Annotated in this window: 36 protein-coding genes; 5 read left to right on the forward strand and 31 right to left on the reverse strand. The window is 57.8% G+C overall.

Annotation, left to right across the window (positions count from 1 at the left end):
• Positions 1-183: 183 nt before the first annotated feature.
• The 3 genes from A9513_RS15140 to A9513_RS15150 all read left to right on the forward strand — a co-directional run bounded on the left by A9513_RS15140 (position 184) and on the right by A9513_RS15150 (position 1,294).
• A complete protein-coding gene (locus A9513_RS15140) occupies positions 184-612 on the forward strand; it encodes a hypothetical protein (RefSeq protein ID WP_065327530.1) in 429 nt (142 codons plus the stop codon).
• Positions 612-800, forward strand: coding sequence for a hypothetical protein (locus A9513_RS15145; protein WP_065327531.1), 189 nt, complete (start codon positions 612-614; stop codon positions 798-800). The genes A9513_RS15140 and A9513_RS15145 overlap by 1 nt, the downstream gene beginning before the upstream one ends.
• A 68-nt stretch (positions 801-868) precedes the next feature.
• Positions 869-1,294 carry a hypothetical protein gene (locus tag A9513_RS15150; RefSeq protein WP_065327532.1) on the forward strand — a complete coding sequence of 142 codons (426 nt, stop codon included), beginning with the start codon at positions 869-871 and terminating at the stop codon, positions 1,292-1,294.
• A gap of 429 nt (positions 1,295-1,723) precedes the next feature.
• Here A9513_RS15150 and A9513_RS15155 read toward each other — a convergent pair whose 3' ends face one another.
• From A9513_RS15155 to yejK, 11 genes are all read right to left on the reverse strand, one after another.
• Positions 1,724-1,987 carry a hypothetical protein gene (locus tag A9513_RS15155; RefSeq protein ID WP_065327533.1) on the reverse strand — a complete coding sequence of 88 codons (264 nt, stop codon included), beginning with the start codon at positions 1,985-1,987 and terminating at the stop codon, positions 1,724-1,726.
• A gap of 123 nt (positions 1,988-2,110) precedes the next feature.
• Positions 2,111-3,154: a hypothetical protein gene (locus A9513_RS15160; protein ID WP_065327534.1), complete on the reverse strand. Its 1,044-nt coding sequence runs from the start codon at positions 3,152-3,154 to the stop codon at positions 2,111-2,113.
• Positions 3,154-4,281: a toxic anion resistance protein gene (locus A9513_RS15165; RefSeq protein WP_065327535.1), complete on the reverse strand. Its 1,128-nt coding sequence runs from the start codon at positions 4,279-4,281 to the stop codon at positions 3,154-3,156. The genes A9513_RS15160 and A9513_RS15165 overlap by 1 nt, the downstream gene beginning before the upstream one ends.
• A gap of 50 nt (positions 4,282-4,331) precedes the next feature.
• Positions 4,332-5,108, reverse strand: a complete 777-nt coding sequence (locus tag A9513_RS15170) for a protein KlaA (RefSeq protein WP_065327536.1) — start codon at positions 5,106-5,108, stop codon at positions 4,332-4,334.
• Positions 5,109-5,370: 262 nt separating this feature from the next.
• Positions 5,371-5,589 (reverse strand): hypothetical protein, encoded by a 219-nt coding sequence (locus A9513_RS15175; RefSeq protein WP_065327537.1) that lies wholly within the window; start codon positions 5,587-5,589, stop codon positions 5,371-5,373.
• Positions 5,579-6,073: a ParB N-terminal domain-containing protein gene (locus tag A9513_RS15180; RefSeq protein ID WP_083196142.1), complete on the reverse strand. Its 495-nt coding sequence runs from the start codon at positions 6,071-6,073 to the stop codon at positions 5,579-5,581. The genes A9513_RS15175 and A9513_RS15180 overlap by 11 nt, the downstream gene beginning before the upstream one ends.
• Positions 6,074-6,083: 10 nt before the next feature.
• Positions 6,084-6,362, reverse strand: a complete 279-nt coding sequence (locus tag A9513_RS15185) for a hypothetical protein (RefSeq protein ID WP_065327539.1) — start codon at positions 6,360-6,362, stop codon at positions 6,084-6,086.
• Between the two features lie 14 nt (positions 6,363-6,376).
• Entirely contained in the window at positions 6,377-6,634 is a 258-nt protein-coding gene (locus A9513_RS15190) for a hypothetical protein (protein ID WP_065327540.1), read from the reverse strand.
• Between the two features lie 23 nt (positions 6,635-6,657).
• Complete coding sequence (locus A9513_RS15195) at positions 6,658-7,011, reverse strand: hypothetical protein (protein ID WP_141678430.1); 354 nt, start codon at positions 7,009-7,011, stop codon at positions 6,658-6,660.
• Positions 7,012-7,334: 323 nt separating this feature from the next.
• Complete coding sequence (locus A9513_RS15200) at positions 7,335-7,577, reverse strand: hypothetical protein (protein ID WP_065327542.1); 243 nt, start codon at positions 7,575-7,577, stop codon at positions 7,335-7,337.
• 161 nt (positions 7,578-7,738) lie between these two features.
• Positions 7,739-8,746, reverse strand: coding sequence for a nucleoid-associated protein YejK (gene yejK, locus A9513_RS15205; protein ID WP_065327543.1), 1,008 nt, complete (start codon positions 8,744-8,746; stop codon positions 7,739-7,741).
• Between the two features lie 173 nt (positions 8,747-8,919).
• On the opposite strand from yejK, the gene A9513_RS15210 reads away from it, so the two are divergent.
• Together A9513_RS15210 and A9513_RS15215 are read left to right on the forward strand one after the other, a co-directional pair.
• A complete protein-coding gene (locus A9513_RS15210) occupies positions 8,920-10,947 on the forward strand; it encodes a hypothetical protein (protein WP_086250761.1) in 2,028 nt (675 codons plus the stop codon).
• A gap of 38 nt (positions 10,948-10,985) precedes the next feature.
• On the forward strand, positions 10,986-11,531 hold the full coding sequence (locus A9513_RS15215) for a GNAT family N-acetyltransferase (protein WP_232925161.1): 546 nt from the start codon (positions 10,986-10,988) through the stop codon (positions 11,529-11,531).
• 10 nt (positions 11,532-11,541) lie between these two features.
• Here A9513_RS15215 and A9513_RS15220 read toward each other — a convergent pair whose 3' ends face one another.
• From A9513_RS15220 to A9513_RS15305, 20 genes are all read right to left on the reverse strand, one after another.
• Complete coding sequence (locus A9513_RS15220) at positions 11,542-12,366, reverse strand: metallophosphoesterase (RefSeq protein ID WP_065327545.1); 825 nt, start codon at positions 12,364-12,366, stop codon at positions 11,542-11,544.
• 308 nt (positions 12,367-12,674) lie between these two features.
• Positions 12,675-13,166 carry a hypothetical protein gene (locus tag A9513_RS15225; RefSeq protein ID WP_065327546.1) on the reverse strand — a complete coding sequence of 164 codons (492 nt, stop codon included), beginning with the start codon at positions 13,164-13,166 and terminating at the stop codon, positions 12,675-12,677.
• A gap of 11 nt (positions 13,167-13,177) precedes the next feature.
• On the reverse strand, positions 13,178-13,720 hold the full coding sequence (locus A9513_RS15230; protein ID WP_065327547.1) for a hypothetical protein: 543 nt from the start codon (positions 13,718-13,720) through the stop codon (positions 13,178-13,180).
• A gap of 55 nt (positions 13,721-13,775) precedes the next feature.
• Positions 13,776-14,483 (reverse strand): hypothetical protein, encoded by a 708-nt coding sequence (locus A9513_RS15235; protein ID WP_141678431.1) that lies wholly within the window; start codon positions 14,481-14,483, stop codon positions 13,776-13,778.
• 139 nt (positions 14,484-14,622) lie between these two features.
• Positions 14,623-14,844 (reverse strand): hypothetical protein, encoded by a 222-nt coding sequence (locus tag A9513_RS15240; protein ID WP_065327549.1) that lies wholly within the window; start codon positions 14,842-14,844, stop codon positions 14,623-14,625.
• Positions 14,845-14,877: 33 nt separating this feature from the next.
• The gene (locus A9513_RS36090; protein ID WP_176707250.1) at positions 14,878-15,015 is read right to left on the reverse strand and encodes a hypothetical protein; all 138 of its coding nucleotides are present in this window, start codon (positions 15,013-15,015) and stop codon (positions 14,878-14,880) included.
• 51 nt (positions 15,016-15,066) lie between these two features.
• Positions 15,067-15,426 carry a hypothetical protein gene (locus A9513_RS15245; protein ID WP_065327550.1) on the reverse strand — a complete coding sequence of 120 codons (360 nt, stop codon included), beginning with the start codon at positions 15,424-15,426 and terminating at the stop codon, positions 15,067-15,069.
• 18 nt (positions 15,427-15,444) lie between these two features.
• The gene (locus A9513_RS15250) at positions 15,445-15,867 is read right to left on the reverse strand and encodes a hypothetical protein (protein WP_065327551.1); all 423 of its coding nucleotides are present in this window, start codon (positions 15,865-15,867) and stop codon (positions 15,445-15,447) included.
• Positions 15,868-15,937: 70 nt separating this feature from the next.
• Positions 15,938-16,360 (reverse strand): hypothetical protein, encoded by a 423-nt coding sequence (locus A9513_RS15255; RefSeq protein ID WP_065327552.1) that lies wholly within the window; start codon positions 16,358-16,360, stop codon positions 15,938-15,940.
• A 106-nt stretch (positions 16,361-16,466) separates the two neighbouring features.
• Positions 16,467-16,856, reverse strand: coding sequence for a hypothetical protein (locus A9513_RS15260; RefSeq protein ID WP_141678432.1), 390 nt, complete (start codon positions 16,854-16,856; stop codon positions 16,467-16,469).
• A 65-nt stretch (positions 16,857-16,921) separates the two neighbouring features.
• On the reverse strand, positions 16,922-17,140 hold the full coding sequence (locus A9513_RS15265; RefSeq protein WP_065327554.1) for a hypothetical protein: 219 nt from the start codon (positions 17,138-17,140) through the stop codon (positions 16,922-16,924).
• Positions 17,141-17,175: 35 nt separating this feature from the next.
• Entirely contained in the window at positions 17,176-17,871 is a 696-nt protein-coding gene (locus A9513_RS35005) for a hypothetical protein (protein ID WP_083196144.1), read from the reverse strand.
• Between the two features lie 71 nt (positions 17,872-17,942).
• Positions 17,943-18,365, reverse strand: a complete 423-nt coding sequence (locus A9513_RS15275) for a hypothetical protein (RefSeq protein WP_065327555.1) — start codon at positions 18,363-18,365, stop codon at positions 17,943-17,945.
• A gap of 89 nt (positions 18,366-18,454) precedes the next feature.
• On the reverse strand, positions 18,455-19,732 hold the full coding sequence (locus A9513_RS15280) for a DUF5623 domain-containing protein (RefSeq protein WP_141678433.1): 1,278 nt from the start codon (positions 19,730-19,732) through the stop codon (positions 18,455-18,457).
• Positions 19,733-20,154: 422 nt separating this feature from the next.
• Positions 20,155-21,138, reverse strand: coding sequence for a hypothetical protein (locus A9513_RS15285; protein ID WP_065327557.1), 984 nt, complete (start codon positions 21,136-21,138; stop codon positions 20,155-20,157).
• Positions 21,139-21,304: 166 nt separating this feature from the next.
• The gene (locus A9513_RS36095; protein ID WP_176707251.1) at positions 21,305-21,472 is read right to left on the reverse strand and encodes a hypothetical protein; all 168 of its coding nucleotides are present in this window, start codon (positions 21,470-21,472) and stop codon (positions 21,305-21,307) included.
• Positions 21,469-21,783, reverse strand: a complete 315-nt coding sequence (locus A9513_RS15290; protein WP_065327558.1) for a hypothetical protein — start codon at positions 21,781-21,783, stop codon at positions 21,469-21,471. Before A9513_RS15290 ends, A9513_RS36095 begins: the two co-directional genes overlap by 4 nt.
• Positions 21,784-21,816: 33 nt before the next feature.
• A complete protein-coding gene (locus A9513_RS15295) occupies positions 21,817-22,266 on the reverse strand; it encodes a hypothetical protein (protein ID WP_065327559.1) in 450 nt (149 codons plus the stop codon).
• Between the two features lie 46 nt (positions 22,267-22,312).
• Positions 22,313-22,618, reverse strand: coding sequence for a hypothetical protein (locus A9513_RS15300; RefSeq protein WP_065327560.1), 306 nt, complete (start codon positions 22,616-22,618; stop codon positions 22,313-22,315).
• Positions 22,619-22,689: 71 nt separating this feature from the next.
• Positions 22,690-23,955, reverse strand: coding sequence for a hypothetical protein (locus A9513_RS15305; RefSeq protein WP_065327561.1), 1,266 nt, complete (start codon positions 23,953-23,955; stop codon positions 22,690-22,692).
• Positions 23,956-23,987: the final 32 nt, after the last annotated feature.

Consider the following 23,987-nt stretch of genomic DNA (forward strand, 5'->3'; position numbering starts at 1 on the left):
GAAGGGGCCAGGTCGAGTCTTCTTCCAACAGCGCACATCTGTCGTAAGAAGATTCTTTGGTCATCCATGCGGATGCCTAGAAAAAGCTGGTTACCCAGCACCTACCGCTGCAATCGCAGCATTCCCTCTGGGGGCTCCGCCCCTATGGGGTTGGAGCCTCCTTTCTCAGCAAAGGAGTTCCAAATGTCTATCAAGCAAGTTCTGGTCATGAATGCTCGTCCTACCGATGGCTGCAGCGCCGCCCCGGAAATCGCGGTATATCCCGATGCCGTCGAGCTGCTGCAGCGTGTGCAGGAGCTGAAGGCATTGATGGACGCTCACGGGCTTTCTGAGGTGCGGATTCTTTCTACGCCGAACTGGGGGCCTGGTGATATCCAAGATGAATTGCGCCTGACCTGCGGTGAGTTGGTAGTCCTCAACAATGGGTTCTACTTCACCGACGCTCCGGCCAAGGAAGACTACGACATCGAGACCGATCCGACGTCCATCAACCAGCTCGAGGAGTGGGTTGGCACGGGCGCCGAAGTGATCTTCGCGGATGCGGGCTTGGAAAATGCCTACCAGCAGTTCGTGGGAGAGCAGGGCGAGGAATCGGATGCAGGTGACCAGTAATGGCCCGGCAGTTGACGTCCGAGGACCTGGCTCTGCTGGCGCAGTACAAACCAGCCGCAAACGTTGGGCAGCTGTACGACACTGACGACAAGTTCGCAGAGATCCTGTGGAAGGCGATACCGAATTTCGTGTATCAGGCCTTCTCCTGGATGACTGTCGAGCAGGTGAGAGCTCAGATCGTCAGCTGAACTAATACAACCCACAACGGGCCATGTCCCGTTGAGGGCATGGTCTTCCTGATTTGAAGGAGATCTCCATGCTTTATCAAGAAATGAAAAAACACATTCTGCAGGGCCTGCTGGAGTCCGGCTGGACGGCGGTGGATGACATTTCGATGCAGTGCACTACCGCCGTCGCTAAGAAGGACTACGACACCGCTGTAGGTGTGAAGACAGCAATCGCGTACTTCAGCGAATCACCTGGTGAGTGCTACCGCCTTAGCGGCGAGTACTACAGCGAGGGTGGGAATATCCTGTGTACCACCTCGTTCTATGTCTGGTACCGGCCGCATGCAACATCGCCGGCGATAGATCTGCAGACAGGCCACCTCGTAAAGCTACCTGAGGAGCTGGTGCTGGAAGACCTGATCGCAGGGGCCAAGGTGTTCAACGAGAAAGCAGAGAAAGAGATAGCCGCCAGCTACGCGGTGCGGCTGCTCAGGAACCGAGAGAAAGTCAGCTGAAATTTGATGGCAGTTCAGTTGCTGAGAAAAGAAGGTTCGACGGTCTTAGACGATTGCCGAATCGGGGTGTTATAAAAACGGAAACCCGGCCTAGCGCCGGGTTTCTTCGTTTTGGCTTCCGTAGTTGATGATTACCTGCCCTCTATTACTTGTAATGATTGGGCTGTTCGCTCCATACGTTGTGATATTGCTGGAACCTGGTGCGCAATCAGCGCTTTGCCCTGGCGGATAGCTCTTCCCGTCAATGATAACCACGCTGCTATTCCCGACCACGATTGGCGAGTTAGGCCCCGTAGTCACGCAATTGTGCGTGTTCGAGGCACCTGTAGCCGCCTTCACGGCGGAGACCTTTTCGCTCAAGTCATCGCAGCCGGCGAGTATGGTCAGTGAGAGGAGAGCAAAAATAACGTTCTTCATGGTTTTCCTTGATCACCTGGCAGTGATTTTGCCGGACTCAATCAGCGGTTTCAGCGTCTCGATCTGACTGGAGATTTGCTCCTGGAAAACAAGCAATTGCTCCCAACTCATCTCGTAAATCAGCCCACTTTCTAAGCGTTCTGTTGAAGCGTAGAACTCTCGAACAGACGCAGATGCCCAGGCCTTGATGCCGAACTCAACAGTCCGCAAACCGTCAACCCTGCGTTCAAACACTTCCAGTTCAACGGGTAGATTCGGTTCTACGTTGATGGTCATGGGGGGCCTCAATCAGTGGCGTGTCATCAAGCCTGCGAGCATTGCGATGACCATGGCCAGTTTCCCACAACAGGGCCAACTGGCCATAGCCATGCATACGACCGGGAAGCCGGATGATGACGATTAGTCCGCCTGACTGAAAAGTACCCGAAGGCGCTTCAGCCGCATCGAGATGACTTGGGAGAGGGACAGCGGGCCGACGGCCATGATTCCGAAGAATACAGCCGCCAGTGCCGCCAGCCAGCCGGCCGACCTCCAGGACGCCGAGCTCCGAAGTGCACCTTTCTCGTATTCCACAGCCTTACGATTGCTGACTGTACCGTCGGTTGCCGTCTCAATCGCGTAGGCCACCTGAGGATCAATAGAGAAGCCAGGCTTACCAGAGCGCGTGTCCCGCCTCAGGTTGGCCCAGGCGCTGGAACGAAGTTCCTTCGTCACTTCCAGAAGGACCTTTGGCTCATGGACGTTGGCCGCGATCGCCGCTTGGGAAAGGATGAACACCTTCGTGAAGTCGTCGATGTCGGCTTTCTCTCCCAGCAGCTTTTTGATCGTGAGGTAGTCCTTATCTTCGGCGGCAACCAGTAGCTTGTTCTCCGTTGGAGCGACCCTGCCGCTTTCGGAGTCCGTTGCTTCGAACATCGCGCCCAATATATTGGGTGCGATAAGGAGCGGCATAGCCATGAATAAAGGCATGATGTTTTGACGCATTAATGCCGTGACAATGCCGAAAAGCAATGCAGCGATTCCAAGACCGCGAAGTAACCATCCCGTCGCGATGTCATAGAGCATGTCGTTCACATTGCCAAAAGTGGCCGTTGCACCGGATAGGCCGCCGAGACCACCCCCTGTTCTGCCTCCGCCGTGGGATACGGCTTCAGGGGCGAACAAACCAGCCGCATGCTCAGGAATCACGATCTGGTCGATAGCCGACGTGGGTAGGTGGCTCCAGCCCACGGCATAGCAGATCAGGGCCGCCAAACCGGCGGCAAGCGCGACTCCACCGGAGATCACTGCAAACCGAAGTAGCAACCCCGCTCGATTAGCCAAGGCTGACACTGGCTCCTGGTAACTCTCTGCCAGCGTCGCCTGTCGTGGTGCCTCCACCATCTGCTGGGGAGGCTTCAGCTGTGTGAGTAGGTTCTCCAGGAACCCGGAGAGGACTCTCATCAATGCAACTCCTTCATGGGGGCGGCCTGGTTCTCCACTCGGCTCAGGCGTTTCTGCAGGTCGATACGCATGCCATGGATCTCGCGCTCGGCTTTCTGGCGGTTCTCGGCGCCGTCACGCTGCAGCTTGATGACTTCTTCGACGGTCTTGATCAGCGTGTCCTGCACGACCTTCAGGGTGTCCACGTCGATTACCAGGCGCTGGTTCGCCTTCGCGGTCTCGACGGAGTTGCGGTGCAGCAGCTCGGCGTTGCGCTTGAGCAGATCGTTTGTGGTGTCATCGATCTGGTTGGCCAGCTGCACAGCATTACGCTGCTCGTTCAGGGTCAACGCCAGCATGAACTGCCGCTTCCAGGCTGGGACGGTGATTTCCCGGATCGAGTGGAACTTGTCGACCAGCATCTGATTGTTGGCCTGGATCATCCGGATGGTCGGCAATGTCTGCATGGCCGATTGCTGCAGGGCCGTCAGGTCACCAATACGCTTGTCCAGGTTGGAAATCAGGTTGTCGAGGTCGGCCAGTTGCTGCAGGCGCGCAGGGTCGTTGCCGATATCGCCGCGCATCTGGTTGGCCTGGACCGTCAATTCGCCCAGGCGCTGTTTACCCGCGGCGATGTGGATGCCCAGCAGGCGGTGCTCTTCACGGACAGACAGGAACATGTCTTCCAGGCCGGCGTTCCGCGTGATGATGCCCGACTGGGTCAGGTTGACTTCGGCGACCAGCTTTTCGATCTGCTGGCGGGTGGTGTCAAACTCGCCCATGACTTTGCGGCGCTTGAGGCTGAGGCGATCGATCAGCGGGCCGACGACAGGAACGCGCGAGCGGGTGTTCAGCAGGGCATTGACGTTGACGCCCTGGGCCACGGTGAGCACTTCGGTCAGTTTGGCGCCGGCGTCGTCGAGGTCGCGGTTGCGTACTTGATCCAGAAGGCTGTCGGCATAGCGGGAGGTATGGTCAGCGACCGCACGGCCGAACTCCGCCACGGTGAGCGGATTGTCACCCTGGATTCGAGCCGCCAGTGCGTTGATCTCGGGGATGTCCTGCTCCTGGAGGCCGAGCGCCTGCAGGTCGGTGAGGGCGAGAGCGGTAGTTGTGGTGGACGTGGTCACGATGGCTGGTGCTTGCACGGGAATTACCTCGGAGTCGATAGGAGTCGGTTTCGATTGGCGAAGGCCGGTTAGTGGTGCTTCATGCCGTCGAGGCTGTGCGACAGGCTGTTCATCAGCGCCTGGTGAGCCTTGCTGGCTTCAGCAACCATCGTCGGGGACATGTGGGTGGTGGTGATCAGCGTCAGCGTGTGCTGGCGCCATACCGGCACCAGCACCGAGACCGTTTCGCTGAAGCGGTCGAGCATGTCGACGGCCTGGGCGCGACTCAGCTTCATCTGGCTGATGCTCAGTTCGTGGGAAGCCAGAAGGGTTGCCAGGTTGGCCAGCTTGCGGGCCAGCCGTTCGCGTGGACGATCGAACTCAAGCGAGCCCTCGGCGATAGCACCGGCGTTAGGGTGCTCGTCCAGGTACTCACGGCCAGCCTGGATGAACATCTTCAGGCAGGCGGTTTCCTCGCCATGGCTGTAGATCAGCACGTCGATGGCGGTCACGGTGTCACGTACGCCCTGAGCATGACCTTCGGCCTCGCTGAGCAGCTGCTCGAGCGTCTTGCGGGCTACTCGGTAGCGGACTTGCTTCTCCAGGCCGCCGCCGAGGAAACGCTCTAGCCAGGTCGGAGGCTTGGTGATCTTTTCCGGGCTTGCGTCCGCCATCTTGGACAGGACCTCTGCGATTTTCGCAGCCAGTGCACTTGCGGCGCCGTTCTCCATGAGGGAGGAAAGCTTGTCCATATTGGCGGAAGAGGTAGCAAGGTTGCCGTATTCGCCAATGCTTGCCGGCTTTTGGAATAGCTGGGGAAGCACATGGCTCTTGAGGTGGTCGAGGGTGACCACGGGCATGTTCATGGGGGCTCTCCTGTAAATCCGTTATGCCCGGCTCAATGCTGGGCAGCGCTAGAACGCCATTGCCTTTACAGGCAGGAATTCCTTGAGCGGATTCTCCAGAGAAACTGGAATATGCAAGTGGTGCATTCGTCCCACTTGTGGGGGCAGTTAGGCGTCTTGGGGAGCCAGGTGGCTAAGAGTGCGGGGGAGGGCTGAGGGGTTGTTGCTACTTGCGAACGAAGAAAGAAAGCCCAACGCATACGCGCTGAGGCTGTTTCGGCTTTCAGTCGTCGGTGGCCTGCTGGTGCTGCTCGTCCACATCAATCAGGGCCTGGAGTAGTGCCTGCAACTCGGGAGGGAGTTGCTTGGCGGCGATAGTGTCGTCGCCCTCGTCGCACGGATGCACCTCGACCCGATCCAGCGCCTCGCGGAGGACTTTCTTGGCAGCCTGGGCCAGAGGGCTGGCATCGGCACCGATAGAAGCGAGGAGATCACGCTTCATCGGTATTTCCTTCGTCTTGCTCGACGCCACAGCTGAGCAGGATGGCATTGATACGGTCTTTTTGCTCTGGATGCGAAGCTGCTATCTCCCGAAGAGCCGGGAGCATCTCCATCACGATTTCAGCAGCGTTCACTCCAAACTCCGAGACCGCGCTTTCAAGCCAAGTTACAACTTCGCTTGGCTGAATGGCCTCTCGATTCAGATTGCCGATCACAGAAACTATGGAGCTTTCGTGGTCGTCAAAAGGAATGACCTGGACAGGAATTATCTCGATGTTCAGCTGCTTCGCAGCCATCCAGCGCGTTTCACCCTGGACTATCTCGTAAAGGCCACCTGCAACAGGACGGACCACCAATGGCTCGACGATTCTGCCCAGAGTACGAATGCTATCGACCATAGCGGCTACTTTCGCCTGGCTAGGCGGGGCTGGTCGGCGGCGATTTCCAATGAGTTTATTCGTTTGAATCGCGGTGGCATGGGTCACGGTGGGCTACCTAGTTGTTGTCAGACCCCTCGATCTGGGCTTGAGCATTGATGGTGCAGGACAGCACCTGAGGGTCGAAGGATAGCCCCAACTGCTTAAACGAATCCAACAGGCCGCCGGCGACGGAATTCAGAACCACAGGTACGACCTTGCTGGAGGTTGCCAGAGCAACGGAGCGGGCCACGCCGGCGTCTGTAAAGCAGCCGATAATACTGATCTCGGGGGCATCCTCACGGGCATAACCGCCATTCAGGCGAGTAACGATGTGGAGGGTGGGGTTGGTATCCATAGGGCGTCTCTTGATCACTCGGGCTCAATGACAGTGGCAGAAACCACCTGGTCTTCGGGGTACATGATACGGCGAATGTCTTTCTCACTGACCTCAAGCGGAATGAGGCTCAGCCGATCGAACTCCTGGCTCTGTTGGTACTTGGCGTGTTCGCCTTCCAGGTAGTCGGGGTTGTCAGACTGTCCCACTTCATCCATGCAGGCCAGGGCCTCCAGGGCGTACTGCCCAGGGTAATCGCACTTACGTTGACCAAACAGAACGAACAGTTTCATGGGCTTTCCTCAGTTACTTGCTTTCAGATGAGGGGGGAGAAGGCTTTATCGATTGCAGTGCTTTCGGCAACCCCCTCTGCTTGTTTTCGGGTCTTCTCACAGCCACTGGCAGCTAGCTGTCCCTCGACAAGGACTATCCAGTGCCATCCAGAGCTGGTTTTCTCGACTGAGCGGGATACGTGCCTCATTCCGCGTGCGTTGAGGAATTCACGATGCAGTTTGCCTGCCTTGTAGCCAGCCAGATACTTACGGCCCTGAACCGAGTGTACGGAGAAGGGGGGAGCGCACTCACGCATCATGAGACCATCCTGCCAACCCAAGGAGTATCCTTCTCGTTCGAGGGTTTCGATCTCGTCTTTTGTAGCTGCTTTGGCCACGGCTCGTTTCTTCAGTCGGTCGTAAGAAAGGATCTTTTGCAGATATGCAGCAGTAGTCGTGCTCGAATGCCGCATAGGCCCGCATTGAGTGAGGCTACCGTTGAGTTTTCCGTGAAAGATTGAGGCTTTCCCAAGCCCGCCGCATGCATTCCTCGCGGCTGATCTTCAGGATGTTCTCAACCCACGAACGCCCGACGCCAGTCGGAGTCTTCCGGCCGTCCCAGGCTTGCGCGTACCGGCGCCACATGGCTGCCCGGAACTGATGCCCAGCAATAACTGCGTTGCTCATCCTCGACCCTTCTCTACGCGTGTGGTGGGATTGGTTAGGCGGAACGCAGGACGTCGTAGATATCGAAATCATCGTCGTTGACCGACGACTGCGCGTCAGCCAGGAAGTCTGCAACGATGTGGTCAGCTTGCTGGCGACGGTGTGCATCAGCAGCCAGCTCAAACTTGCCCGCGGCTTGAGAGCCAATCACGGCTTCGACCTTAGCAAAGCCAGCACGCTCAACAGCGGCGGTATAGGTGGCGATCTTCTGGGCGTGGCGCTTGCGATCTGCGTTCATATCCTAGTCCTCTCAATCATGTCTGCTCAGCACCAGGCAGAGCAGCACTTGAATGTAGGTATTGTTCCACAAGATCGAAAAGCGCAACCCGGCGAATCATCCTGCCTGAGGACCTGGGGTAGGCCAGCAAGCAGGATGGCAGTGGGGCAGAGGGCCGGATCTCAGCCGTTCGATCGCTTGATCTGATCCTTAAGCTGTACAGGCGGCTGCCGGATGGTCAGCACGTCGCGGCTTTCGTCGTACTCGATCTTATTGCCGAGCAGGTGCGCATCGAAGCTGATTGAAAGACCTTCGGCACGACCGGTGAAGCGCTTGAACTGGTTGAGGGTCCGCTTGTCGGCCGGAAATTCCGGGGACATGCCGTAATCCTTGTTGCGGATGTGCTCGTAGAAGGCGCGAGGGCGATCCTCATCGATCAGGCCGGACAATTCTTCCAGGGTGATCGGCTGACCAATCTTGGCCTGGGTGGTGGCGTAGTCGACAAGGGTGCCAGTCTTCTCGCGAGCTTGCTCTTCAGGCAGATCCTCGGCCTCGACGAAATCGCTGAACGCCTTCAGCAGCGTGCGCGTCTCACTCGGCGCATCAACGCCTTCCTGGCAGCCGATGAAGTCGCGGAAGTAGTCCGAGACCTTCTTGCCGTTCTTGCCGCGGATAAACGAGATGTACTGCTTGGACTGCTTGTTGTTTCGCCACTCGCTGAGGTTGATCCGGGCGGCCAGGTGCAGCTGCGAGAGGTCGACGTGCTTGGTCGGCGTCACATCCAGCTTCTCGCTTACCGTGATGCCTTCCCGGTGGTGCAGTAGGGCGATCGACAGGTAGTCGGTCATGCCCTGTTGGTAGTGTGCGAACAGCACGTGGCCGCCAGTGGAAAGGTTGGACTCTTCCATCAGCCGTTGAAGGTGCTCGACGGCGGTAGTGGTGAAGTCACCGAATTCCCGCGCACCGTCCAGGTAGTCTTTCAGCCAGCCGCTGAGGGGATAGGCGCCCGACTCATCGTGGAAGAAGCCCCAGGCTTTCCCCTGCTTGGCGTTGTAAGCCTCGTTCAGGTCGAACAGAAGGTTCTCTGTGCTTTCGTTGAGCGGAAGCTCGGTCTCGCTTTGATGCAAGACGGCTGGCGAGCCGTCCGGCTTCTTGTCGATCAGGTGGATTTGCATGTGCCGTGCAGGCATGGGGAACCCCTCGTATGTGGATGCCCATTCAGGCTCGCACGAGTCAGGCAATGTGCAACACCCTGTATTCGTCCCTTACCTGGCCCCTTAGAATGGGCCCCTACTGCTGATGGCTGGCTGCCATCAACAGCGGGTCAACGTCGCAAAAATTACCCCATAGTCAGGTGAAGAGAATGTCCCGAGTGAACGATCAGTCTGATTTTTTAGCACGCCCGCCGATGCTGTATTTCCGTGAGGAAACGTGCGACGAAGCCTGGGAAACCTTGCTTGGTTCACGGGAGGCTATGAACGCTCTTTGGCGAGAGGTAGTGGAGTCAGGGATAAAGATTAATGGCAGAGCCAAGGGCGCACTGAAAGCAATTCCACGCGGTGCATTGCTGACCCTAACGATTCTGGATCCCGGCGTATTTAAGGCCTTCGTAGACAAGATAGGGTTCAAGCGAGCAAACGAAATAAAAGACCTAGTCGACTTACATAAGCAGATGGTGAGACTTCTAGGTGAAGAAACGTATAACGGATTACTCCGTGATATAACTGGGGCGCGGGCGGATCATCTACTTGATAGGGTCGAAGAAGCGATTCCTGAGATAGGGGAAATATGCGATGCCGGTGGGTTCAGCCGAGAAATTGCCACGTCAGCGGTTCTGATATCCACCCTGCTGAACAGGGACGAGGAGCTATCTGGAGGGAAAAACGTTTATGTCGTGGACATGGCTCTGCACCTCTTGCTCATGTCCATCCCTCAGCCAATCATCCGTGAAGCGCTTATCTCTTGCTACGAACGCCTAGAAGACGTTTATGGTGGTCGCGTCATTGAGTCGATCACCGACTCCCAGGGGCTGAACGCAGAGAGCCCTCTGTTTGAGAGCAGCCCCGAAGTTTCTGCATATTACCTAGCAGACATAATCTCTCGCTGCAGCCGGCAAAGGTTGATTTGCAGTAATGACGCGGTCGATTTCTATCTGGAGACGATTCAAGCGTTCATGCTGGCATCTAGACCGGACTCTTATCTTGTAATTCACGCATTCACCACCCTGCTAGTTCGTGCCCATGGGAGCTGGCAGACCAGGCTGTCCATACTGTCTGATCTAGACCTCAACCCAGGAGCACAACTCAGGTTAGAGAACCTATCGAAAATCGTTTTCCCTGATGAGGTTCAGCTTGGGGACCATGAGGTCTTGGCTGAAGCAAGAAACTTTCTGGCTTCGCTGAATACAGAGTTGGAGTGCGAGCTCTTCGACGAAATTGACGATGCGGTTTCTGAGATCGAGGAGCTACACGAACAGCTCGCAACGCTGCTCAGGGACAAGGGGGATTTCAAAGAAATTGGAAGCCTGAGCCAGAAAGGTGATGAGCTGTCGAAGAAACTCCCAACCATGATTGATGACGCGCTCGACCGCATGGAGCGGTTCGCCGTAAGCATCGACCGCTTCAGTGCTGCAGTAGCCCGTGCAAAGGATCCTGGTGCTCTGGTGGAGGAGACCCCAGCTGCAGTTCCCCCGCCGGTAGAGCAAGTGGAGGCCCCTCCAGTTGTGATCGCGCCAGCCCAGGCTCCTGCACCAGCAGCTGATGAGTCAAAGAATGATCTGGAGCTCGATCTGCTCAATGCCAACGACGCCCTTGAAAGAGAGCTCAAGGAGTCTAGAGCGGATGTTTTCCGGCTGAACCAGCTTGTCGAGGCGCTGCAGAAGCGTCCAGACCAGCCATTGGGTTGTGCTGACGAAGATCTTGCTGCCCTTTCTTGCCGGATCGCACGAGGCCGGCGTCTTTCGCCCGAAGAGATCCTGCGGTTCTATTCCTACACGGCCAAAGATCGAGTCGAGATTCTCGACTCAGCCTGGAAGAGCGCTCGCAGCGCCGAGCACTTTGCTCAACCAGACAAGCTGATTGAGATGCTGGGCAAGCTGCTCTTCGAGTACCTGGATGAAGTGCGCAAGGGCGTGCCCATGGGGAAGGTGGGCCGCGAGATGTTCAGCAATGGCTTTGCCGCCAGAGAGTCCCAAACGGTTCAGGTCACCACCCAGATGCGAGCGCAGAGGGAGTTTGTCTACCAGGGGGCTCCGCGGTTCTTTGAGTACCGCTTGAGGGTAGGGAACGGGTGGGGGCCGGTAGAGAGCATGCGGGTCTACTTCGATGTGCTCGATAACCGTGTCGTTGTGGCCTACGTCGGCCCGCACCTCGAGCAGGCTGGAACGAACTAATCGACTAACGCTTGGGCCCTACGGGGCCCCTATTAGCATTGAGCAAGGAAATTGGTGTGATTTGGGACAGGCTCCGCCAGGCGGCAGGTTTTTTCAGAGGCATCAGGTACGTCGAGCCAGAGGTTGGACAGGCGACAAGCGAGGAGATCGAAGGGTTTACTGAGCTGCTGCAGATTGAGGCTGGGAACGGCCACTTCACTGGCCCGAAAACAATGGTTGATGCTGTTCAGTACGTCTGGGAGTTGCAAGCGGCCAATGAGGCCGTGAGCCGAGGAAAGCCGGCGATGGTGACGACCTACGCGGTCAGAGTGCAGGGCCAGGCCATTGGACTGTGCGTGCTCAGAGCGACTGAAAACGCAGCAGTCCTAGATCTGAACGTGGTTCTGATTAAGTCGAAGTGGAGGAAGAGAGGCTTTGGCCGCTATGCCATAGATGCCTTCCGCACCGAACTGGCCAGTACCGGCCGTAGGATGCTGGTGCGGTGCATGCCTGCTTCGGCCGGGATGATCAGCTTGCTTCAGCAGATGGGGTTCGAGGAAGTCCCTGCGGGGTCGGGTACGGCAAGACACTTCCTGACGACGTAGTTTCGCCCAGTTAGCTGACTGCAGGCCGAGCGTATGCGCCAAACGGTTTGGAGGGGATTGCCCCGTCTCGGTGATCGACGCGTCCGGGGTTCCTCGGTGGTTCACTGAGCTTCAGGGTGGCCATTTCCAGGTTGGCGAAGGTGAGTCGGGCCTCTGGGCACTCTGCAGGCGAAATTTCGGCAAAGGTGGCGCCAGTGTCCATGGCGTAGACGTTTCCGAGGCGCTGCATGCCTTTCCACTGGATGCGGTGGCCAACGAAGACACGGCCGATGCCTGCTACGCCGCTTTGGTCCCGCTGCTTGATCCGGCTCTCCCCCCACAACGCACTGTGTGTCGTGCGCTCATCCCCAGCTTCGATGTTTGCAGTGAACTGCTGCCAGGACATGCCGATCGGCACTTCGGCGTGGACGATTCCGACGCTGCCACGGGTGGTTTCGATTTCGATCGCGATGGGCAGATCCCTGATAGCGTTCAGGATTGCCTGGCGGGTAGCCTTGTCTGTATCCAGCCACCATCCGAAGCCGTTGTGGCGTGCAGCCCATCGCAGAACCTCTTCTGGCGGTTCCCCGTTGGCATACAGCTTCCGAAGCTCATCCTCGTGATTGCCGGCCACGGCGTGGACGTAGGGCTGGTCCAGGAACTTCGCAACGCGATGAGATCCCTTACCACGGTCGATCAGGTCGCCCACGGACAGAAGGAGGTCTACCCGACGATCGAACTGAACTGCCTTCATGCCCTCGATCACGAGATCGAATGCGCCGTGCACGTCGCCAATGCCGAAAATGCGGCCGTGCCGGTTGAGGGGGAGGCGACGTACGAGCTGGCGGTTGAGCATCTGGTTGAATCCTTGGCTAGTGCGGGTAGGCCGGCGAAGAGCCTTCTGCGGCTCTGCATGCCTGCCCAGCTCGCCAGCTGGCGTATGCCGGCGTCTGTTTGTCATGCGCAGTGACGAAGCCTGCCCCGAAGGTTGTCCCCCGGTAGCCGTGCCAGAATGCTTGCCCACCACCGGCACCGCTATGGGGCGCACCATCAGCAGTGAAAAGGTCGCTATGGCGGCGCTTGTACTTGCTCACCATCGAGTCGAACTGGTTGCGCAGGATGGGGTTTCGGAACCTGTTGTTCATCGCTGCACCTGGTGAGATGTCACGGTTTATCCTGCACAGAAGCGGCTACAAGCAGATCGTCGTAACTTGGCTCCTTCTCCGCACATGAAAGCCCTATCTGCTCAATGAGCAAGTCGCAAATGCTGAATGCATCACCGTACTGCCCCTGTCTACGGAAGAGAGCAGCGCGGGCCATCAGCAGGCCTGGACGGTCGCGCTCGGTAGGATGGTTGGAAATGCGGTGAACCTGGCTCCCGCTACCAGTCGCCTCGTGAAGGGAAGGTGTAGCCAGGGACACTGCTTCCTGCTCGCCGTATTCCGGCGTTTCATCCAGGGCGCTGAGGCGTTGGTCGACGCGTAGCTCCAGCAGTTGCTCGAGCTGAAGCTTTGCAGCTTCATCTATCAGCTCGGCCTCGTGCAGAGCCAGGATGTACCCCTGGAGATGCACCTGGCGCAAACGGACGTCATCAGGCGATCGTTCATTCTGTAGGTTTGCCAGCTGGCGTAGGAAGTTCTGGCTGATATCAGGCATGGCGCCTCCCGTTAATCCTTTGGCTTGACGACGCGTAGCCCCTGAGTCGCATGCCGCAGGCGGGCCTGAGACTGCTGGAAGGACTCACCTGTATTGATGGACTGGACAAAAACCTCTGCAGGGGTGGTACCAGTCTCCTCCTTCATCTTCTTGCTGGCCTCTGATAGGTAGTCCACGGTCAGCTCCATCAATGCAGTAGCGATATCGCGGGTCTTGGGCATGGTGTCCGCGATCCAGTCATCGCACATCATGTCGTCGTCATCGAGCTCTATTCCGAGGTGCTCACCTATCGAGGAAACAAACTCGGCGTATCGCTTAAACAGCAATGGAATGCCGAAGAGGGTTTTTTCGTTTTGCTGAACGACGTAGGCAAAATCTTCCGGCTCAACCACGCTCTGCCAGATAGCGTTGATCTCGGATTCAGAGACTGGCTTCAGCTCTTCAGTAATCGCCCTGGCCAGGGCAGCTGTGGCTTTGTAGATATCAACGCAGTGGCCAACCCGGAAAAGGGCTTTCAATTCGTCTACTGTTTGCTGATTTACGGACATGTTCATCTCGGATCTGCTGCGTTTCTTACCAGGCTGAAGGGGAAGGGAGAGCCGAGTAATTCTATGCCGGGCTTTGAAGAAGGGGTGTTTGTTTCTCGATAGCCAGGCGGAGAGCGTCAGGGGACTTGAAGAAACCATCGATCTGCCTGGCAAGCAGGCATAGACCGGCCAGGCTGTCGTGGAAGAATTTTGCGGCCTCTTCGGTGTAAGGCATACGGGACAGGCTTTCCATCCACTCATAATTCTGGGCGAGGCCGGTGAAAGCGTTCAGGCGATACGCCCAGTCCATCCTTTCATCCGAGTTGAAGCGCCCGATGTCTACTTTCTCGTACGCAACCTTCGTCCCGGCGGCGCCACGGCGATACTCGACCCGGTCAACAACGTGTGCGAACAGTCCGACGTGGTAGTGACTTGCAACCTTCGTGGCCGATAACGAGCTGACGGCACTCCAGTCGCCACCTTTCTCACGGTCATCCCCGAGATAACCGTTAGGGGCAATGCTGCCGTCAGGATTTTGCCAGAAGGCAACCTTGAGATCTGTCGAGTAGACAATGACCCGTTCGGCAACACGCTCAGTCTTGAGGTGTTCTTCCATTGCCTTGCGAACCTGGCTCTTCAGCTGATCAAGATCACGGCCACGAAGGAAAAGGTTCTTCTGCGGTTGCTCAAGCCGATAGCCGAGACCAAGACAGATCTCCTCCAGTTCGGCGGGGATGACGATGCTAAACACGCCATTGTCTGTGACGGTTACCGCTGCATCGAACTCCATGCTTTCACCGGCTAGGTTCGAATGGGTGAAGTGGTGCTTTCCTAAGCTCGGCATTTCGCTCTACTCGTAGTCGGTTGCTCTCGACAGCGCACCGCCCTGGATGCGCTCTCGGGAGGCCTGGCCGCGGGCCAGGCTGCGGTTAGATGGAAACAGCCGTGAAGTTGACGCCTTGGGCGGGTAGGCCGCCGACACCCTTGCAAGTTCGTTGTGCCCGCGCTGCGGCCTGTTCGGCTTCACTCTGCGTGCTGAAGAGCATCGCCCGCTTTACCGAGCCAATACAGGCCGTGCCCCACTCTTCGCACCATGCGTGCAGGTAATCGTGGCCACCTTTGCCATATGTCCGTTTAACGGCGAATGTCATGTTCTCTCCTCGAGTGCCTTCAGCAGCCAGCGGTTAGGCGTCCTTCAAAGTGTCCAGCAAGGTTTCGACTTCCTCCTGGATCTGCTCCAGGTCGTCTTTCGTCACGCTGCGGGGCACGCTCGTGTCGTTGTACAGATTGCGGATGGCATCGATGATTTGGTCGTAGGTCATACGCATCATTGTTACCTCATGATGAGGCCCTGAATTTTTCAGGGCCTGAAGTCAGTTGAGCCCCAGGGCCGCCTTGGCGGTTACTTCAGTGCTGCCGGCAAACCTGCAGAAGTACTTCACCGCGCGATCGGGCTCGCCGTAGCCCAGGATCTTCTTGGCATTTCGCAGGGCCCGCTCAACGCGGGTGACATCACGAAGAGTGTCCAGCCACGGCCAATGATCCCAGGTGGCTCGATACCCTGCGTGAGACTCGACGAGCTCCACGGCGACATCCATCACCGCAGGCAAGCTTTCCTGCTTGATGGCAGTCTCAGCACGCTTGATCCAGTCGCTGGGCAGCTCAGGGACTGTGCTGCGTTGGTTCTGTGCCGTGGCGATGGCATCGCGAACGGCTTCAGTCACTTTGGTCATTCAGGTGTTCTCGCGATATCAGCTGCGGGTGGTATTGGCGACCAGCTGCAGGCTTGCACAGGTGCTTTCCAGCTGCTTCAGCAGCTTGATGAGTTCCAGGGTTTTTTCAGCGATGGCGTCAACCAGGCGTTCGGTAACCTCGGAGGTAGAGGTCAACATGAAGCGGGCTTCCTGGTGCAGGATGTTCGCTGCGCGCAACGTGCCCTGCACCAGCTCACGGCCCACAAGTGCCTTGGCGCGTTCGATCTGGTCGATGGAGTAGCCAGAACTCTCGTTTACCCCAGCTTCGCGAATACGCTGCAGGCGCTGCTCCAGCACGGTGTCGACGCGATCGAGGAGATTGGAGAGGTGTTCATTGTCACCCTCGATCGCCTTGCTCAGTTCGACGGTGCGTTGATCGCCGGCCGGAAGGTGGCGGGTCCAGTGTTCATGAGTAGCCATCAAGGCATCTCCTTTGGATGAATTGGGTATACCTCAATCATCCATGTTTCTTCGAAAGCGCAAGGCCGCATTAGGCCCCATCCACGAACCGCCATTTTTCTGGAGGGTTCTTGATCTGGCAGGAAGGCTTTACGACGGTTCTCCCCCTGGGAATAGCCATCCAGTACGACTCGACATGGGAGTGCCGATCAACGATCAGGTGTTTGAACACGAGGGACTCACAGTCCAAGCCGCGGACATGAATCGAGGCGAGCGGAACATGCTGAGTGAGCAGAGACGAAGGATCCGCGGGTATTTCCACTTTGAAGAGAGCGGTGGCTGCCTTGCCGCTTTTGACTACGGCGCCCGCCAGAAACCATTCGCCGCTTGGAGATTGTTGGAGCTGGAGGTAGTTGCCATCCTGCTCGGGCCAAGGTGCCAACTGGTCGTCGGAAGGGGAGCAGCCGGTCAGGGCTGCACAGAGGAAGATGGACGCTGGTTTCAGCGGGTTCATGGGGGAGCCTCATTGTCAAAGAGGCTTCCCATACTATGCACCTGCAGATGCCGTGCAACTCAAAACGGTGCACTTTTTTCCACCTGTGGGGCATTCTCTCAAACAGCTAGACCGCCAGCGACAGCTGCTGCTTCTGAAAGAGAACCTGCTCGCCCTTCCAGGGGAACATGTCCATTGGGTTGAAGGCCTGAACCTGGCCTTCGGGGAACTCAAGCAGAATGCCATGTGCTCGAGAGTTCACGATCTCGAGAGCCCCGACGTGCCGACCAATCCGGTTGTGCCACTTCCCGCTACCACCGACAACCTCCCACTGCGACTGGAAGGGGCTAGGCGAAACCCTGACCAGGCGTGAGAGATCTACCGCTATGGGCGAATCTACGCCCTCAAGCTCCAGGGTGGGGTACTGCCGCGGGCTGTACTTTGGTAGGCCGGCCTTTGCGAGGATCGCATTGGCGGCCTTGATTGCGGCGTCCTGAGCGGCAGTGGTCTTCATCATCTTTCTCCGTGTGCGAAATACTTCGATGCTCGCACAGCCTAGAAAAATGCAAGCGTAGGTGCCGGTCAGACCTCAATTTCGGTTTCGGGCAGACCTAACCAATGCAGTGCATCTTCAGGCCTGTGAAAGTAAGCCGTGTTCCCAGGCTTTTTGTCATTGCTATGAATGATTCCGGAGCCATCAGGATTGAGGGTGATCGTAATCGGGTTCTCATAGGCAGTTTGCAACTTGGCCGCCCATTCAGAGACTGTTAGTTCAGATATCTTTTTCGTTTGAGCGCTCATGCTGACTCCTGAGATGCACGATTCTGGATTCCCTCTTAGTGATCCCGCTTCTGCACCGAGTAGCCACGCTCAGTCGCGTCTTTAATCGTCATTATTGCATCGGCCAGCTTCTGGCTAGTGCCCTCAACATAGTCCGGCCATGGCGCGAAGGGCTGCTGAGAGTCCCGGTTGAACAGGACAGTGGTGGGGCAGCGGTAGGTGAGGGGGCCTGCGTCGCGGAACTGAACTAGGGCCATAGCGCTAACGCACTGTTCCATATCACCAAGATCGGCCATTTCGCGTATTAGGCCAACATTGGCGATGCCATCTTCGTCAGTGCTGAAAAATGACAGGTGCTGGTACGCAGAGATGCAGCCGACAACACCGGCCAGAGCCATCACAGTCAGCCGGCCAGTGGCCCAGAACCCAATTTTCCCCTCCACCCAGGCAGAGCGGGCGGCAAACAACCCCATCACCAGAAGCCCCAGCGAGCCGGCGAGCATGAAGTAGATCTGGCCGCGACCGTAGTTGATCGGCGAACCCTTTTCCGCATCGATGAACAGGTCACCAAAGAACAGGACCAGAAGTGGCGCGCAGAACGCTCCTGCGACAAGCATTGGGACTATGGGGATGAGAGGGTTGGGACGGGCGCCTTCACCGCTGTGAAGGAAATCCAGCGTTTTGAAAATATGCTTATGCAGCGACACGATAGCTACCAGCATGACCATGGAGCAGAGGAGCAGGTAAAGCATTTGAGGTCCTTAGTGAACGGATATAACGGCAAGACTGCTGTGTGCAGCCTCACAAACGGTTTCGTGGGGCGCTAGTTGTCAGCGAGCCGGGCGACGACATTGTACTTCGGCCCGTATCGGCCGTTGGCCTCGCGCAGTTGTTGCCGGACCTGCTTTTCCGCATCACGACGGTTGAGGGCGTCGACATGCTCAACAGTTTCGCCAAAGGTGAGACTGCCGCTGTATAGAGTGACTGAGGGCGTCACTGTGACTGCATAACGACGAATCCGCCCAAGTTTGCCGAGCGGCTTGGCTGGCGCCTGGGGGTTCTCGTTGTCATCAACAAGCAGGGGCAGGGGAAGCCTGGGCGGCAGGCCAAGGGCAGCCTCAACCTCCTGGAGGGTGCCTTCTATCGGATCGGCCCCGTTCCCTTGGTGGAACGCATAGAAAACTGGCGCACCGTTGCGCATCAGAACGCCAATACGAGGATCAAGGGGATGGGGAATAGCAGTCATCAGGGGGCTCCATAAGCCGTTTCCGATGACTGCAGGTTCTCACGCCCCGGAGATCATGCAAGGGGCTAATAGCGCCGTCTGGAGGGCCATTAGCTCAGCTGCTTTCGAAGAAGAGCCTCAGCCCGTCCTAGGGTTTTCAGTATCTCCCGCTTTGGCGAGCAGTCGCGATATCCAGAGTCCAGAAGCTCTATGACTTTGGACAATGCCGACAGGCGCTGCTGGTTGTCATCGTAGTGCAGTAGGAGCGGGCCCTCGTAGACTGAGATCGTGTCTATGTTCAGGTCTTCGCTGGGCAAATACTCATGGCAGACCCATTGGCTCAGGTCAGACCACGCCTCGTAGGCGAGCTTCTTCGCAGGATGCTCATCCTGGCTGTAGGTGAGGGCGTAAAGGATCGGTCCGATCTGCATGTGGAACGCAAGGGGCATTGGCTCAGCCGGTCGCCACAACGAAGCTTCACCGCCGGTCCGGGAACCGTAGGGAAGTGAGCCATTGCGAACAACGCCGAGAGGGGATGGCATTGGCCGCGGAGTTCTCTCTATCCCACTTGCGCGCCGGCCGGGACTGTAGAACTGGGCCGCATAGCTGCCAGTATCGATGCCTGGCTTGACCCACTTGTAGCTTTCAACCATGGCTGAAAGTTGTTGCTCCAGCCGCTGAATGAGGTCTTCAGATCGGGAGAAAATCAGGGGGTGGGCTCTGCCAGGTGAATAAATGCCTTTCCAGCTGGTTTCAGCCAGGTGCAGATCGCTCCACTTCAGGCTGTCTCTGTCTGAATCGGAGATGTAGTTGCTGTAGGGTTCGCTTAGCGTAACTGGCTCTTTCGTCTCAGGGTCATACCAGTAGCTGCAATGGTCTGACAGGAATGGGGCGCGCAACTCGCGCTCAATCGAGGGCTCGCCCGCTAGGCCAGTACCTGCCATGAAAAGTAGGGCGCGAGCTGCTCTCCCTAGGGCAGTGTACGCATCATCTTCCGAGCAGCAGTCGAGCCTGGTTTCAAGATGATCGCTGGCCTCAAGGATGAAGCCTCTCAGGTATGGCGTGTTCTCGAGCGACACCTCCGAAACCAGCTCGCCCAGCGGCATCCTTAGAGGGAGCTGAAGCGTGAGGCGGCCGCAGCCAATCTTTGTGCTCTCATCGAGAAGATCCGTGCGCTCCTCCCAGTATGCTGTCAGGAAAGCCGAATGCTCGAATGGAACCGCAGGCTTCGCCAGGTGCTCCTGGGCGTCTCGTAGATCTTTGAAGCCGGCCCTGCGAGCTGCTTCATCCAGGGCTTCGTGATGAGCTATACCAAGCTCCCGGCCAATCGACTTGGCGTGACGCTTGAGGCTGGCGAGAGAGGTCGGATGGATTGCGGTAGGGGACATAGTCTTTCCCAGGCCCATATGCAGCATTGCCCGTCACCCACTGCACATCAGGGCCATTGAAAAGGCCATGCGGGATGGTTTGAAAGGTAGTGCCGCTGGCAGCTTCGCAATGACGGGTTGCAGGTGCCCACCAAGCACCTGCTAAAACTATATCGCGTTCATGCAGGATACCTGGCCATCGGTTCGCCCCCTGCACGAGGACATGCGACCAGGGCGGCGGCTGCATTGGGGAGTGGTCTAATGGTCAGCTAGCCAGTCTGACTTACTGGGTTGCCCCTGCTACTTTCCGCCCCATGGGTTCCATTTCTGGCTCAGCCATGGGCGCGGCAACTAGACCACTTTCCGATACAGCCCTGGAGGAGCCGTGACGAACCTCCAGGGGATCGGGCCTGCTTGGGGGCCCGGCAGGCGCGGGTGGGGGGTTAGGCCTCGGTTTCCTCTTCTTTCTCTTCCTGCTGTTCCTGCTCGCCCTCGGCGGCCGCTTTCTTCATCTTCGCTTCGAGGGTCTTCTCGCGCTCTGCGATATCGGCCAGCAGCTGGTCAAGCTTGCCGCGGGTTTCATCGGACAGGCTGGTGTAGCCAGGATCCTGGGTAATGCTCTTGGCGGTCTCGTACAGGCTGTCAGCCTGGCGCTTCACCAGCTTCTTCAGGGCGGCGCCCGGCAGGTAAGCGTTGGTGACGCGGCTCTTACCGGCAGCCTTGGCGGCGGTCAGGCCTTGCTTGAGGACTTCAACCGCCTGATCACGGTGCTTGCGCATCATCTCGACCGCGAAAGTGGCCGCGACTTCGCCGTTCTGCACCATGGTGACGATCGACAGCGGTGCAGAGACCAGCTCCAGCAGCATGTTCACGTAAGCCTCACCAAAGGCCAGGCGCTCAGCAATCTGGGCTTCCTTCCAGCCGTAGCCGAACAGGCGCTTGCAGACCAGGGCAGTCTCGAAGGTGGTCAGGGGTTTGCCGGTGTTGCTGGTTACCAGACCTGCAACCAGGTCCTGCAGCGAAGTGCCTTTCGCCGGCAGAGCTACGCACGGAATTTGCTGGATCTCAGCGCCTTCGGCGATCGCGATCTTGACCGCAGCCAGACGGCAGTGACCGTCGGTGACTACCAGGCGACTTTGGCCACCTTCTTCGAGGACAACCACTTCCAGAGGCTTGGAGGCCTTGAAGCCTTCAGCTTTCATCTTGTTTGCCAGGCTGCGGATGTGCTCCGCCAGGGCTTCGTCCTTGATGCGGACGTTCAGGCCATCAAGAACGTGGATCTTCTCGATATCCTTGGTCTCGATCATCCAGAGGTCGCGGGACTTGGCACCGCTCATAGCAGCTTTGATGCCACCCAGCAGCAAGTCGAACTTGAACTCGGAAGAGGGGATGGCGGATTGGTCGAGGATCATTTCTTGCTGGCTCATGATGTCGCTCCATCGGAAGTCGTCTAAGTGGCTTTGTGCCTTACGACTTCTACTCTACGGATGTCTGGAAATATGCAAGCGCGCTTTGGGCCCGGCTTTCAGTACCAACTGAGAAATTTGGAAAGTACTTTCTGCTCGTGATGCAGGCTTGCCTGGGCCGTGTCGTCTAAGCAGCTCGTTCCACTTTCGACGCGGCAATTTGAGCTGCACTCCAACCGCGGCCGCGAAGAAAATGCCAGAAGGCGCTCACTGCCGCCTCATAGCTCCGCTCGGCAAGCGTGTATTCGGCAATATCACCAGTCATGGCATTCGTCGATTTGAGCTTGATCGTCACGGCTTGGCCTCCTCTGGCACCGAATCAGCAAGTGATTCCGTCACCTGGGAAGGAATGTCGTCCTGGCGGATGTCAACGGGTCGGTAAGCATGGCGCGAGTTTTCACTACCTTTGTCGCTGAGGTAGTCGGCCAAAGAGGCCTCGGTGTGCTCTTGGGTGAGCTGCATGCCATCGCGCAGACTGACCAAGGTCAGATTGCCATCCTCGTGATTGCGGCGAGGGTCATAGCCGATGACATAACGTTCAGCCCGGTTGTGGGAGTCGACCTGGCGTCCCACGTGGATGTCGCACTCTTCCCAGGTGTACTTCATATTTTTGCCTTTGATTGTCAGTGCTGTGAGCTGTTAGGCCGGAGTCGGTACCCAGCGAATATTCGAGATAGGGTCTTTGCCCTGCACCAGCGCCAGCGCATCACGCAGTTCCGAGAGGACACCGCCAGTGTTGTCGTTCTCATGCTGCACGAAGGCAACGGAGTCCAGCAGCTTGATCGCATTTACCAATGCAGATTCCAGAACGGTTTCGCCCGGTTTCGCTTTCGGAGTGCCGGCCACGATCTCGGCAACTGCTGCGTCAGCCTGGGGATGGTTCTTACCGTAGCCTTGTTCGCTAGCAATGCGCAGCGGACTGGGGGCAGCAAGAACCGCGGCTGCCAGCTCAGTGGACATGCATGCGCTGCTCAGGTCGGCGCCCAGCATCTCCAGGGCTCGCTGGTCACTGAATACGAAACCATCAGCCACCCACTCCTGGGCGACATCGAAACGAACGATCCAGCTGAATGGCGCAGTCTTGGACATGGCAGGTGCTCTCGTTGGAAGTGGTATGGGGTTAGGCTTGCTGAGGTTAGGCGCTTTCCGAAGCAGCCTTCCGAGCCCAATCAGCAACTGGGAAGTTGTGCTCATCAGCAAGTGCGACGGCGTGCTGAATCTGGGGAGTAGTCCAGCCGGCATCAACGATGACCTTTGCCGGGTCGTCGCCCATCTCATGCAGTTCGCCCGAAGCAGTGGTCACAGCCACCGGCCAGGTCCAGGAAAGACCCACCACACCTTCATCCAGCACCAGCAGTGCATGCCCGCCGAGGACGTCATCGTCACACTGAGTCGCGTCGTAGGCATCGCCGGTGCTGTCGAAGGTATGGGTATGGGTCATCTTGGTGATCCTGGCCGGTGTTGGTGATGAGCAAAGCTTCTCATCAGTCCCCAAAACTGCAACGCAGCTTGTCAGGCGTTATCCGATCGGCTGGCCAGTGCTTTGCGGGCACGGAAAAGCGGCTCAGACGTCACCGAGAAGGCGCTGTCATAGTCGATTCCAGGCTTGCCGAATGGATTGTTGTTGTGAGGCGTCAAGGAAGTCCGCTGCTGGCCCTCGCCCATGTCCAAAACATGCTCATACGCAGCCGGTGGCTGCAGAACGTCCATTTCGAGCAGCAAACGCGGAAGTGCCTTGCGGAACTGCTCGACGTATTGCTCTCGGCTGGAACCCCAGCGGTTCAACAGGCACACGTCGTCAGGCTCGCAACCTTCATCCTCCGGTTCATCCGAAGGCTCGCCCGGCACCATGAAGAAGTCATGCTCGACCGCGTCCAACAGGTCGGAGAAGTGCTTGAGGTTCGAAATGTTCGTCAGAATGACGGATGGTGTCCGTGCAGCCGTACCAATGCCCAGCAGATCGCAAACCCTTGCAAGGGTGCTGCTATCGTCACCACTCTGCGGGGCAGCTGTACCGTAGAGGGACAGGAGGCTGCTTTCGATCTTGGTCCGAGCACTCTGCAAGTCATCGCGACTGGGCTGATTGGCTGTGTGAATCAGCTTGTCGACGATGCCCAAGGCCGCTTGTAGAGCAACCGCATGAGTCGAGTCGGCGGCAAAGCTGGTAAACAAGGGGGCCACGGTATCAGCCAGCACCAGCAGCTGGTCGCGGTCGTCGTCCTGGTTGTCTTCCCACTTCTTCAGGCCGGCCTCAAGAAGGGCCACCAAGAAGTCCACGCGGGCCTCATAGTTCTTCGGCACTGGGGCATGCTGGACGGAAGCCGCTGCGCCCAGGTACAGAGGCGCATCATCGATCTCGCTGATTCGGTCATGCCCTGCAGAGGTAAGGGTTACCCCGGAGTCAGTTGAGCTGTCGATGTGAGCGATCGGGGCGCCTTGAGGCTGCTCAGCGGGGGTAGGGACACTGATACTCTGGATCTCGCATTCTCGGATCTCGAAGCTATCCGGGGCACGGTGGTAGACGTGGGTCCACTCGGTTTCAGAGCTGCTCCCCGTCGGCCGGCAGCGGAAACCGATGACCGTCACGCCATTGCCGGCAGCCCCGGAGCGCAGGCCTGCGTCGAACGCCGCGCTGGCAAGCATCCACTTGTCCTCGCGTAGAACATCCTGGCGACCGGGCTCTTGAGCCAGAAACCAGTCGTTCACATTGCTGAATGGCTTAGGCTGGGTAGGTGCCGAGCTGGTGGGAGTTTCAGGCTTTTGAGTTTGGGTGGTCATTCTTTTCTCCAGGGCCTGGGGGCCAGGTGTGG

This window comes from Pseudomonas sp. AU12215 (assembly GCF_001675465.2).
Lineage (GTDB): Bacteria > Pseudomonadota > Gammaproteobacteria > Pseudomonadales > Pseudomonadaceae > Pseudomonas > Pseudomonas nitroreducens.